The organism is Shimia sp. (genome assembly GCF_022448905.1).
In the GTDB taxonomy this organism is placed as follows: Bacteria; Pseudomonadota; Alphaproteobacteria; order Rhodobacterales; family Rhodobacteraceae; genus Shimia.
This window is the reverse complement of the sequence record NZ_JAKVCW010000015.1, coordinates 112,630-125,640: the sequence shown is the minus strand read 5'-3', so window position 1 is coordinate 125,640 and position 13,011 is coordinate 112,630. Positions and strand designations below refer to the sequence as shown.

Annotated in this window: 10 protein-coding genes; 7 read left to right on the top strand and 3 right to left on the bottom strand. The window is 56.8% G+C overall.

What is annotated here, in order from left to right; all coding sequences use genetic code 11:
- Window positions 1-512 precede the first annotated feature (512 nt).
- A complete protein-coding gene (locus tag MK208_RS17350) occupies window positions 513-1,706 on the bottom strand; it encodes a carbohydrate porin (RefSeq protein ID WP_294118679.1) in 1,194 nt (397 codons plus the stop codon).
- Between the two features lie 61 nt (window positions 1,707-1,767).
- Window positions 1,768-3,153 (bottom strand): amidohydrolase family protein, encoded by a 1,386-nt coding sequence (locus MK208_RS17345; protein ID WP_294118677.1) that lies wholly within the window; start codon window positions 3,151-3,153, stop codon window positions 1,768-1,770.
- Window positions 3,154-3,311: 158 nt separating this feature from the next.
- Here MK208_RS17345 and MK208_RS17340 point away from each other — a divergent pair, with 158 nt between their 5' ends.
- From MK208_RS17340 to MK208_RS17310, 7 genes are all read left to right on the top strand, one after another.
- Window positions 3,312-4,307, top strand: coding sequence for an AraC family transcriptional regulator (locus tag MK208_RS17340; RefSeq protein ID WP_294118675.1), 996 nt, complete (start codon window positions 3,312-3,314; stop codon window positions 4,305-4,307).
- Window positions 4,308-4,461: 154 nt separating this feature from the next.
- Window positions 4,462-5,775, top strand: a complete 1,314-nt coding sequence (locus MK208_RS17335) for a hypothetical protein (RefSeq protein ID WP_294118674.1) — start codon at window positions 4,462-4,464, stop codon at window positions 5,773-5,775.
- 185 nt (window positions 5,776-5,960) lie between these two features.
- Complete coding sequence (locus MK208_RS17330; RefSeq protein WP_294118673.1) at window positions 5,961-6,473, top strand: J domain-containing protein; 513 nt, start codon at window positions 5,961-5,963, stop codon at window positions 6,471-6,473.
- 123 nt (window positions 6,474-6,596) lie between these two features.
- Complete coding sequence (locus MK208_RS17325; RefSeq protein ID WP_294118672.1) at window positions 6,597-7,268, top strand: FCD domain-containing protein; 672 nt, start codon at window positions 6,597-6,599, stop codon at window positions 7,266-7,268.
- A 22-nt stretch (window positions 7,269-7,290) separates the two neighbouring features.
- Complete coding sequence (locus tag MK208_RS17320; protein WP_294118671.1) at window positions 7,291-8,304, top strand: ABC transporter substrate-binding protein; 1,014 nt, start codon at window positions 7,291-7,293, stop codon at window positions 8,302-8,304.
- 58 nt (window positions 8,305-8,362) lie between these two features.
- Window positions 8,363-9,130 carry an ABC transporter ATP-binding protein gene (locus MK208_RS17315; RefSeq protein ID WP_294118669.1) on the top strand — a complete coding sequence of 256 codons (768 nt, stop codon included), beginning with the start codon at window positions 8,363-8,365 and terminating at the stop codon, window positions 9,128-9,130.
- A complete protein-coding gene (locus MK208_RS17310; protein WP_294118667.1) occupies window positions 9,123-9,920 on the top strand; it encodes an ABC transporter permease in 798 nt (265 codons plus the stop codon). Before MK208_RS17315 ends, MK208_RS17310 begins: the two co-directional genes overlap by 8 nt.
- A 276-nt stretch (window positions 9,921-10,196) precedes the next feature.
- Here the strand turns inward: MK208_RS17310 and MK208_RS17305 are convergent, their stop codons facing one another.
- The gene (locus MK208_RS17305; RefSeq protein ID WP_294118666.1) at window positions 10,197-12,647 is read right to left on the bottom strand and encodes an ATP-binding protein; all 2,451 of its coding nucleotides are present in this window, start codon (window positions 12,645-12,647) and stop codon (window positions 10,197-10,199) included.
- Window positions 12,648-13,011 lie beyond the last annotated feature (364 nt).

Genomic DNA, 13,011 nt, shown 5'->3' with positions numbered 1-13,011 from the left:
GGCCATGCTCCCGCCAAAACGCCTCAGGATCAGACACTGACGCCGCGTACATCTCATCGTATTTGGCGGTATCAATATGTGCGTCTTTGGTCAGCTCTGCGGATGGCAACGGGCTGGCGGATACATTGGTGTCCAACGACATGAAGGCTCCTCCCTCGGTCAAAAACTTTAAAAACTCCTCACTCAAGCCAGATGGCTCAAGACCCCGCGGTCAGAATAGGGATTTGTGAAAACAAGGAAACAAAGCACGGAAATAAAACAGAAAATCTGTAAATATTTTTCCGACCAGCCACCGCATACTGTAAATTTTTTTCTGATGAGGGCCGGAAAACCCATATTCATAAGGACTTGGAAAGAACTTGTTAACGTGTTGAGGCACGGCAAAATCGCGCTCTGCAAAAATGCGAGCGCTAACATTTTCATTCCAGAAGGTGTGACATTTCGTACCGGCCAAAATTTGCGAAAACAGATCGCGCGCTAACAGTGCCGACTCGCAATCACGCCGACTGGCTTTAGAAGACCAATCGCGTGCGCAGCCCCAGCACGGTCACAGTACCCAACCCGGGATTGTCCAGGGGATTGTCGATCACCTGGATCGACGGCGTTATCTGGAAACCGGACGACAGCGAGAAACGGTAAAACAGCTCCGCCGTAAACTGCGCCTGGGTGGAGGTCGCACTCTCCGCCCAGTTCAACCCAACGCCAGCCGCATCGGTGTTACGTCCGTAATACGCCAGGCCACTAGACAGAGAACGCTTATACAGCCCCGTGCCTTGATCCGCGACACCGGCACGCAAGAATGGCAACCACGTATTGTTGACAAACCAAGCTGCCGAGAAACTTGCACCATAGTCCTCCGCCCTGTTTTTGCTGGCATCTGCATCAATGTGCCAAAGGGTCAGATGCACATTGTCAAAATAGATCCGGTCCCGCGCGCTGGTGACACCCAGCTCTAGGCTCTTGAACAGCTTGCCGTGGTCAAACACATCAAACCCCGGATCAGACGGGGCCGCGTTGGCATCAGCGACACTGCCCACCGCATAGACGGTATCGCCAAGCCACACGCCGCCCGCCAAGCCCAAACCGGGGTTTGGCGCGTTGATTGTGGGATTGGTGTTAAACGACAGGTTCTGAAATGCCGAATAGGGGCTCACCGCGCCGTAGATATCCAAAAAATCGGTCACATCGATCTGGCCAGCCTGGAAACTCCAGCCACCTTTCGGCGCGCGCTGTGTCCAGAACAAGTTGGTCAGCAGGGTGCCATTGTCGTTAAACGCGGTGCCCGGCATAAACGTTGCTTTTGCAGCAAATCCAAGGTTCTGGGGCGCCACATCGGTATAGGCGTGCCGATGCTCCAGCTTGAACGTCAGGCTGCCATTCTCGGTCGCCGCCCAATTGCCATAAAACCGGAACATACCTCCAGCAGCGTGGTCTTCCGTCGCGTTCAGATCACTCCACTGGCTCAGCGCGAGATAGTCGAAGTTGAACTTGAAGCCATTCTCCGCAAGCCCGTCTTTCCAGGCAAACCAACCGGGCGCGACATTGCGCGGAAAATCAGAGCGCAGCTGCGGATCGGTCAAACCGTCCCCTGGCTCCAACTCCGCCGCAACCGAAGACGGGCCAGACAATCCGCGCTCTTGCGCCGACAAGGCGCCTGCCGTCAAGAACGCCATTGCAGTGATCAAACAGACCGGCTTGAAGGTCACGCCCCTACTCCATCAGAAAGAAAGAAGCGCCCACCATGTCGCAGCGGGCGCTAAATCGCAATTAGTCCAGTGTGTTCTTATAGATCACGCCGTCTTTCATGATCACACGCAGAGTTTCGGGGCTTGCTGGACGCGGGTCCGCGCCAAACCATTTATCCCCAGTGCCAACCACAGAGAAATCTTCCAGCGGGTTGCCATCGATCAACAGAATATCCGCATAGGCGCCTTCTTCGATCACACCCAGCTTGCCTGCGGTGTAAGGATTGGTGAAATCCCCGGACAGGCCCACCAACTCGCCGCCAACCGAGGTCAATGTCACCATGGACGCATAGGGCCCAAAGAAGTCGTTGTTCAGCTTTTTCTCGTAGGCAATCTGAATGTTACAAGCCGCGACCGAGCCCACACAATCCGTCTGGAACGCGCGTTTGACCGGACATTCCTGCATATTAGGAATGTAATTGGCGAACGTCGCAGAGGCTGACTTTGCTTTTGCCAAACTGCTAGGGACACTGGCGACTGCAGGAATGCTGAGCAGCCCCGGATCAAATGCCGTAAGATTGGTGGTGATAAAGGCACCTTTGGCATTCATCACTTCGGCAATCTCGCAGTCAAACGAAAAACCGTGTTCGATCGACATCACGCCCGCTTCCAATGCCCCCAAAATCGCCTCCTTGCGGTAGGAGTGCGCCATAACATAGCTACCGTACTCTTCGGCGACCTGCACCGCTGCTTTGATTTCTTCGGGCGACCCCGCCAGCAACTGCCAAGGATCAAAGGCCGACACCACGCCACCGGATTGCATATACTTGAGCTGTGTTGCGCCCATGCGGAAGTTGTTGCGGCCGAACTTCTGCACATCCGCGACATTGTCAGCCTCTTGCGCCATGTTCAGACGACCAAAATTGGTGGACGCGCCGGGTGGCGAAGTGAAGTTGGCAAAGTCCGCGTGTCCGCCACGCGTGCCGATGAAGGCCGCCGAAGGGTAATAGCGCGGTCCAATAATTTGACCACTGTCAATCGCACGCCGCAGGCCGCCGTTGCCGCCACCGGCATCCCGCACTGTGGTGAACCCCTGCATCAGGTACATCTCTGCCATCCGCGTGCCGTGAATGGCAAAATCTTCCCAGGTGACATTGGCCTCCATCGCTGGAATGCTTGGCCCCATCAGCATCAAATGCGCGTGCGCCTCAACAAATCCCGGTGTCAGCGTCCGCCCACCACCATCAATCACCGTGGCATCCGGCGCATCGATCGCCTCCGTGCTCACGGCCTTGATCAGGTTGCCTTCCACCAGCACCGAGGCGTTTTCAATCCGCGCCTCATTCACACCGTCAAACACATGCACATTGGTAAAAAGTGTTTGTGGTGCAGCCTCTTGCGCGGACAAAGACGAGGCAAACAAACCGACAACAGCGGACACAAACCCTGAGACAATTCGACTAGACATAATGGCGCTCCCTATAGAATTCTCCACAATACTACCTGAGCGTGTTGCGCCGTTCCGGCCAGTTTCGATCAATTTTCCCGTCACACTGAGAAAAACTGGCCGACAAACACGCAAAAACTGGCCTAAAAGTAACTGAATAACAAAACGGATCGCGCCCCATGCCCACCAAACATGACGGCTTTGTCAAAGCCCAGCTTCTGCGTCCCTTTGTCGAGCTTGCTAGGGCGCGCGGCGCCAATGTCGAAGCCGCGCTAAAATCCTTTGGTCTTGTTACCCAAGATTTGCGCGACCCTGAGAAAGCTGTACATGCCGAAATCATCTACGGCCTCACAAACAGCCTCGCGGAAAAAGCCAAAGACCCGCACCTCGGCTACCACGTTGCCGATAATTTCGACATGAAAGCCTGGCTGCCGACCCAAGACGCTTTTGAAAATGCTCGCACCATTGGCGAGTACTATACGCGGTTCCTGCTAAGTGTCCCACAGCAAGCCAGTTCCGTCCGCCACACCCTGAAGGTGGACGCGCTTCAAGCCACATACACCGTGGACCGCACGGTTCAAACCCACCAAGCCCCTGTGCAAGTTGAAGGTTTTGGCATGGGCCAGCACATCCGCACGCTGCAATACCTGGCGAAATCCCACTGGTCGCCCAAACAGGTTACATTGGCGACAGCCTTTCCGGAAGCTTTGCCAGAAGCCCCCACCGGGGTTACCGTAAAACACGCCGCAGTTTCCGGGCTGGCCCTGTCTTTCCCCAGCGCCTGGCTCACCCTGCCAGTGCGTCCACAAGACATGCGATCCAACGATGCGCCAGCGTCGCGGGACACCGACCTCTCAATTGTCAGAGCTCTGCGCACAGCAGCGCGCCCTACTTTGGCGGATCGCTCACAGACCGTTGCAGACCACGCACAGGCACTTGGCATCTCACCAACCCGCCTCACGTCTTCCCTGAAACTGCAGGACACCACTCTTGCGCGCGAACTCAAACGTCTGCGCGTTGACGTGGCCAAAGAGATGTTTGCCGACCCCAAACACAGCGTGGCCGGCGTGGCACAGGCCCTTGGCTATACCGATCAATCTCACTTTGCACGGTTCTTCCGCTCCCAAACCGGCCTCTCACCTCGCGAATACCGCCGGACGCTTTTGCCAGAATGACGCAAATCGCGGCTCTTCGCCCACATCCGGTTGCAATTGGCGATCAAATCGTTTCTGGATTTGACCCTGACGCGCCACTCAGGCAATTAGACAGAAATCATTTTCCGCTGCGGGCGATTTGGCCCTGCACGACCACAGAAGACAGAAAGACACAATGGAACAGTCTATCCCTCTGACACACCTGCCCGACAACACGCTTTATGGCGAAGGTGACGTGTTTGTCCTCTTTGGCGAACTCTTTGGCCGCGGCTACGCCACCGGTCTGATCGACTCCGCCAAAGCGGCCGGAATGACTATTGTCGGCATCACCGTTGGCCGCCGCGAAGACGATGGCACTCTGCGCGCGCTGACCGACGAAGAACTGGCCCAGGCTGAAGACAACCTCGGCGGCAAAATCATCAACATCCCGCTGATGGCCGGCTTTGACATGGACGCACCGGAAGGGGGCGAAACGCCAACTGACATGCTCAAAGAGATGACCCTGGACAACTGGCAAGAGTTCAAACTCGACTGGGACAAGGTTGACGCTTGCCGCGAGATCGGCACCGCCCGTTTCACCGGCGCGCTGAAAGAAGTTATGGGCGCGCTTGCTGCACACATTCCTGCGGGCAAAAACGTGCACTTCGCCCACACCATGGCGGGCGGCATTCCGCGCGCGAAGGCTTTCTTGGCGATTGCCAACCGTATCTACAAAGGCCGCGGCGCAAGGCACATGTCGTCTCAAGCCCTGCTGGACGCCGACCTTGGTAAGCTGATCCTGCAAAACTTTGACGAAGTGACCGCCAACAGCTTTGGCCACCTGCTGGAGCACAGCGCTGAACTGCGCGGCAAGATCGAGGCCGACGGCGGTCAGGTTCGCTACTCCGCATATGGCTACCATGGCACCCGCGTTCTGATCGGTGGCGAGTACCGCTGGCAGACCTACACCAGCTACACCCAGGGCTACGCCAAAATGCGCCTAGAGCAGTTCGCCCAAACGGCATGGGACAACGGCGTAAAGGCCACCGTCTACAACTGCCCGGAAATCCGCACCAACTCTTCGGATGTGTTTGCGGGCATCGAACTGTCCCTGCTGCCTTTGCTGGAAGCGCTGCGCCATGAAGGCGGTGGTGCCTGGGTCGACGCGCTCTGGGCGGAATGCCAAGCCCTGCTGAAAGACGACGTGTCTTTGGAAAGCGTGCTAAAGACCGTGCAAGACTACCAACAAAGCGATGCCATGCAGCCGTTCTATAACTTCACTGCTTGGCCCATGGCCAACTCCGCCGATCAGGTCGACATGACTGTGGGCACCTCGCAAGACATCGTGGCGCTGCACAGCAACCGCAAAGTGCTCGTGAGTGACGTGCTCAGCCAGCATGTTGTGAACGCCACCGGCGCGCTGATCTTTGGCTCTTCCGGCGCACCGGATGGCCCGGTTCTGTGGCTCGATCACGATATGGTTGCCCAGCACCTGATCAAAGCGAACTGATCTCCCCCCACTGATTTCCGAAAAGCCCCGACGCGCCGCGTCGGGGCTTTTTGTTTTGGGACAACACCTTAGAAAGCGCCCACGCCTCACGACCAGATCAAGGTTAACTTTTAGAAGTGTTAACCAACGGTTACCGCCCCCGCTTCCAGACATATCTCGGAAAAGGTAGGTCAAATTATTACCAAATGATTAACGACCGCACGCAGGGACACGAGGGACAGGCCATGAACAACGACATCGCACAGGCCTATGAACTGTTGGGTGTGACCCCTGATGTGTCTGACAAGGAGATGCGGTCTGCCTGGCGCAAACTGGTGCGCAGCTACCATCCGGATTTGGCCCGCACCGATCCAGAGGAAGCCTCGCGCCGCATGGGCGAAATCAACGCGGCCTATGACGCCGTTGCCCATCACCGCCTGCAAAAAGACAAAAAGCCTAGCGCAAAAGCACGCCGACAAAGCCCTCGCCCACCCCGTCGCCCCCCCCGCGCCAAAACGGACACACACCGCTCACAGCGTTCTGAAAACACGCAGCGCGAAACCAAGCAGGACCAAACTCGCGAGACCCTGCCCAAACGCCGCACCTACCGCAGCCCACAGGAACAACGCTTGGTCGACGCCGCCTGTGCCGTGTTTGAAGACACCCGGCGCCACCTCAACGCAGCCGCCCGTCCCCATGCGTTCTCTGCCTTTCGGTAACTCAACGCAAATGTCTGCCGACGCAGCTAAAAGCCTTTCGGCATTGCCGAATTTACAAACCACTTGACTCGAAGCGTTCAGTGTTTTCAAAAATGTCCAACATTTTGAGTTTTGGACAACACAATGATCCTTCGGCGCGACACCAAAGAAGACGACACCGTCATCGCGATGCTGGCAGCTGCGTTGCGCCGCGACATCTCCTTTGGCGCTTTGTTGCCGGATCAAAAGCTGAAACTGCAAAACCTGCGGGCGCGTTATGGCGGGTCCAACCACTCGATGCGCGAGACGCTGCGGCTGCTCACGGCGGAGGGTTTGGTGGAGGCCACCTCGCAACGTGGCTTCCGCGTGGCCTCTGCCACCGAGGACGATGTGCGCGACATTCTGATGGTGCGCACCGAGATCGAGAAACTGGCTTTGGGACTGGCATTAGAACACGGAGATGTGGCCTGGGAAGGCCGTGTGATCGCCGCACATCACGCGCTGCGCAAAGCCGAAACAACGCTTACCGAGACCACAGATGACTTAACCGCCATGGAGTGGGACGAAGCCTGCCGCGCGTTTTCCTACGCCCTGATTGACGCCTGCGGCAGCCCGCGCCTGATCGATCTGCAACGCAAGCTTTACAACCAAAGCCGACGCTTCCGGCTGGCGCTGTTGCGCGAGGGTCGGCTCGACTTTGACGATCGCTGTGTTCGACAACAGACACTTGTGGATGCGGTTCTGACCCGCGACTGCAAGACTGCTCTTGCGGCTTTAGAAGACGACATCAAATCGGAATTACATCCGGACATTTAGCACAGATCATTGGGAGGATAACGTGATCAAACTTTCGCGCCGTAAGGCAATGGCCCTGATGGGCGGCACCGTGGCAGCCAGCGGCCTCGCCGCGCCAGCTCTGGCCATGAACAAGAAAATCAAAGTGGGCGCGCTGCGCTTCACATCCCACTCCGGCAACTTCGTGGCCTTTGAGCGCGGCTATTTTGCCGAGGCCGGTCTGGACGTGGAGTTCGAATTCTTCCAGGCGGCCCAGCCTATGGCCGTGGCGATTGCCAGCGGAGACATCGACTACGCCGTAACCGCGATTTCCGGCGGCCTCATCAGCCTCGCAGACAAAGGCGCGATCAAGGTTATTGGCGGTGCGCTGCAAGAAGAAGCAGGCATTGACGGTCAGAAATACCTGATCTCCGACGCGTCTTATCAGGCTGGCATCCAGAGCCTGAAAGATCTGAATGGCAAGAAATACGCCATCACCCAGGCTGGTTCATCCTTCCACTACATGGGCGCCAAGATGGCCGCAGCCGAAGGCATCGAGCTGAGCTACACGCCGCTGCAAAAAGTCGGGGCGATCATTGGCGCAATGAAGTCCGGCCAGGTTGATGGCTGGTCCATTGTGCCCCATATCGCCAAGCCACTGGCCAAAGCCGGCGCATGGCACATCGTGGGCAATGTGGCGGACTATATTCCAGACTATCAGGTCACAACGGTTTTCACCTCCGCCAACAACGCCGCCAATGAGCGTGGCCAGACCGAGAGTTTCCTGGCCGGATTCTCCAAAGGTGTGGATGACTATGCGGCGGCGATGATTGACGGCACCGCCGATCAGGACGAAATGGTCGATCTGATCCATAAGTATGTCTACACAGACCGCGAACGCGCCAAGGCCGCAGGCTCTATCATCAATGGCACCATGCGTATCAGCTCCGGTGCGGCATTGAACCTGGGCTCCGTTCAGGATCAGCTGAGCTGGTTCCAATCCGAAGGCCTGGTGGGCAAAGACATCACGCTCGACACCCTTGTGGACAGCTCCTACGTAAAAACCATCGGCGGCTAAAACCGCTCTCTGGAGGGGCGGTCCAAACTGCCCCGCCGCAGACTATTTGAGGCAGACAATGGACATCAGGCTTGAGGGCATTGGCCATTCCTACGATGATTTTGAGGTGATGCGCGACATCACCCTCGACATCCCCAACCAACAGATCATCTGTATCGTTGGCCCGTCGGGATGCGGAAAATCGACGTTGTTGCGGTTCATTGGTGGATTAGAACGCCCGCAGCGCGGCCAGGTGCTGCAAGTTGGCGATGCGCCCAAAGACTGTCTCAACCCGCTGACCTATATTTTTCAGGATTTTGCTCTGCTGCCGTGGCGCACCGTCAAGGGCAACATCTCGCTTGTGCTGGAGGATCATGGCATTCGCAGCGCAGCGGCGCGGGAGATCATTGACGATGTGCTCGCCCGTACCAGGCTGACAGATTTTGCCAAAGCTCTGCCAAAACAACTGTCCGGCGGCATGAAACAACGTGTTGCCATTGCCCGCGCCTTGGCTGTGAAGCCTGCGGTGATGTTGATGGATGAGCCTTTGTCTGCGCTGGACAGCCAGACACGCGAGCTTTTGATGGATGATCTGGTGAACCTCTGGTCGCGCCAGCCGTTCACGGCGGTCTATGTCACTCACAACCTGGCCGAAGCCGTGCGTTTGGGACACAAAGTGGTTGTCCTGTCACGCCGCCCGGGACAAATCCGGGAGATCGTCGAGATCGACAAGCCACTGTCCGAGCGCGCCTTTGGCGATGCGGATTTGGACGCTTATCAAAAACGGCTGTGGAACCTGATGCGTGACGAAGCCCGCGCGGCAGATGAGGAGCTTCTGCATGTCTGATACCTCCAAACGCACAGTTGCGTTCCGCGGCGGCGGATTTGCTCCCAAACCCCAAGCCTGGATTGGCGTGATGGTATTTGTAGTCCTCATCCTGGTGGCGGAATGGGGCACCCGCGCAGGCTGGATCTCCGCACTGACACTGCCAAAACCGTCCGACGTTCTGGAAACCTTCCGCCAACTCTACTCCAGTGGCTTGCTGTTTCAGCACCTTGGCCCATCTTTGGCCCGTCTCGCAGTGGGTGCCACCCTCGGGGTTAGCATTGGCATCTCGGTTGGCGTCTTGATCGGGCTGTTTTCCTACATCCGCTCCGGCCTTGTGCCAGTGATCGCGGCCATTTTTCCGATCCCGAAAATCGCGTTGCTGCCATTGTTTGTCATTTGGTTTGGCATTGGCGAAGGCTCCAAATACGCGCTCATCGCTTTTGGCACCTTCACCCCAACCGTCGTGGCCACCTATGGCGCAGTGGACAACGTGGACCGCACGCTGATCCGCATGGGACAGAGCTTTGGCCTGTCGTGGTGGTCGATTGTGCGCAAGATCATTTTGCCCGGCGCTTTGCCCGGTATTCTGTCAGGCCTGCGCATCAGCCTGTCGATTGCGATTATCCTGCTGGTCGCCGCCGAAATGCTCGGCGCGCAATATGGCATCGGCGCCTATATCCTGGAAGCCGGCTCGCTATATGATCTGGAGCGTCTGTTTGCCGGGGTAGTGATCCTGTCGTTGCTCGGCGTTGTGGTCAGCGCGGTCATCAGCTTCATCGAACGGCGCATGTTGGGATGGCGATCTTAAAGTCTTGTCATGCGTGAATTTGCCGGAAGGTCTGTGTGCCCTATCTTCCGGTTTCATAGCGCATGCATAGATTGCCCCCGCACGGCAGCTTTCGCAAAATCGGTTACCCTTGAGCCCTACCGTGAAGTGAGAGAATTTCCCGTATGTTTTTGCCCAGCCCCGCAGGTATTTTCCGCCGCTATTAGAAACACTTCGGCGTCCACAAACTCTAAAAAGCTCTTGCTCTTGCAGCACTCACACTGACATGGGCCACACTCCAAAACAGCTTCTGCGCTTTTATACCCCCATCCTCTCGACCTGAAGCGCTGCCAAGGTCTGGAGCAGACTATTCTTGTCGATGGGCTTAGAAAGAAAATGATCCATTCCGGCAGACAGACACGCCTTGCGGTCGCTTTCAAACGCATTGGCCGTCAGGGCGACAATCGTCGGCTGCCCAATTCCCAAGGCGCGGATCTCCCGCGTCGCAGACACCCCATCCAGTTCCGGCATGGACATATCCATCAGCACAATGTCGGGCTGCACGTCCCGACACAAATCCACTGCCTTACGGCCGTCTTCCGCTTCGACAAGCTCCAGGGGTTGGTCGCTCAGGTATTTGCGGATCAACAGGCGATTCACCTTATTGTCCTCCGCCAACAGAACCACACAGGGTGAAAGTTGTGTTGTCGCGCGGGAATGCTCTTTGGTCACCAGAGACAGACTTGGCTTCTGCGCAGGCGCCAAGGGCAGCTGCACAGTGAAACAACAGCCATTACCCAATTCAGACCGCAACGTGATATCGCCCCCCATACGCTCCGCCAAAGCCTTGGAAATGGTGAGCCCCAGTCCGGTCCCACCATAGGCACGCGTCGTGGCTGTGTCGGCTTGAGAAAAGCGATCAAAAACATGGCTGGCATGTTCCTCGGAAATGCCAATCCCGGTGTCCTCCACCGCAATACTGAGAAGGTACGGATCCCCATCAGCAGCCGAGGCACGCACCGTCACAGCCCCTTCGGACGTGAACTTCACGGCATTTCCAACCAGGTTCACCAAAATTTGGCGCAGTCGCCCATCGTCCCCATGCGCCCAGCGCGGCAAGTCCTCGGCATAGGTCACCGTCAGCGAAATCCCCTTTTCTTTCGCTTTGGGACGCAGCAAGTCCACCGACGCCTCAACGCAACTGCGCGGATCAAAATCAGCGCCTGCGATCTCGACCGCGCCCGTCTCAAGCCGTGACAGATCCAGAATGTCATTGATGATTTTTAACAAGGCATTGGACGAGCTGCGGACAACGTCTACATAGGCTTGCTCTTCTGCCCCCAATTCGCTTTCCGCCAGGAGGTCTGCCATTCCCATGATCCCGTTCATCGGGGTCCGGATTTCATGACTCATGTTGGCAAGAAACTCAGACTTCGCACGATCCGCCTGCTCCGCTGCGCGCTTCGCGTCAGCCAACTCACGCGCATGCGCCTTAGTATGGGTAATGTCACGCTCAACACCGACAATAAACTCAACTGCGCCTGTATCATCCAGAACCGGCACCACATTGACCTCCACCCAAAACGGCGCGCCAGATTTGGTGTAGCTCAGGACTTCCGTGTAATATTCTTCGCCACGCTTGATATGATCCCGGATCTTCGCGACGGTGCCAAAGTCTGTGTCCGGCCCGTTCAAAAGCTCACCAGGTGTCGCTCCAATCGCCTCATCCGCGCGGTAGCCTGTCATCCGTGAGAAACCGTCATTCACCCAAAGAATTTCGCTCTTGGCATTGCTCAGAATGATGCTGTCAGAGGCGTGTTTGGCGACCAATGACAACCGGTAAAGCTCCTCCTGATTGCTTTGGAGGTCCTCATGCGCCTGCTCCAGAGCACGCTTTCCGTGCTCCAATTCGCGCTGCTTGTCTTCCACAAGCCGCTCCCGCCTTTTGAGCGCAACCCGGCCACGCGCGTTCTGGTGAAGCGAGTAGACCGCTATGGCAAAGATCACGCAGAAACACACGATCAAGAAGGGAGTCGACGCCACCAGGATTTCCATCGACTGGCTCATGGGTTGCCAAACAAGATACCCCGCGACCGTGTCTTCGTCACTGTATAACGGAACGCTGTTCTGATCGGTTGGTTCTGTGCGGATGAACTCCAAATCGGAGACGGGCAAATCCCGCAGCACGTGGCTCAAGTAGTCCGCGTCTATGCAATACACCGCGACAAGAATATGCGGCGCCTGTGCTGTCAGCGCGATTCCTCCGGGGTCTGGCACAATCGCAAAGGATGCCGCCAAGGCGACTTCCTCCCCAAACGTCACCACCTCAATATTGGACAGCGCGGGGAAATGGCCGGAGAAGCTCCCGGTTTCTGGCAGGCTCTGGGCGGCCACAAAAAAATTGTCTCGGATGTCGGCGAAGGTCCGCTTTTTGCTCATCAACCTTTGGACATCGGCAGCGCTCCAGCTTTCCTCCTGTGGAATGTTCTCAAAAACAATCTCTCCGTTGGGCGCCATCAGGAACGTGCCATTATAGTTGGAATCCCGCGCCAACTCCTCGCCAAACCGGGTCTCAACCCAGGCCTGTGAAAACGACTGGTCAATATTCTGATATGCCGCATTGGACGCTGCATAGCGTTCAATTTCGGAAAGGCGCTGCTGCTTGTGGGCGTTGAACGTGTTTTGCACGGTGACCGCTTCCCGCTTCAGCGCTTCAGTTTCCGCCTCCCAAAGCCGACCAAACACAGAGCCACACGCGGTGACAAGCACCAGAAAGCACGCTAGAACCACCAACCCAATCGAAGAGCGAAAGGGCGTGGTTATCGTAGCCAAAATTCCCAATTTCTGCCCTCTAGACACATTGCTTTTTCAAGTCGTGCGGACTTCTCTCCTACAATTCAATTGTTCCTGACTGGTTAATTGCGCACCACTTTAACGGGGCCATCTCCGATCAAGTCACACGCCTAAAGATAAAGACCACACCTACAAGACCCATCTCCGGATCCTGCCCACCGACATTGTTCCTTCATAGCGCAATGGAACAGACACGGGTGTCCTGTTTTGGGATATTTGCACATGACTGTGCACTGGCGCTTCACAACGGTTTCCCTATCGACATCAGCCGTCGACGGTT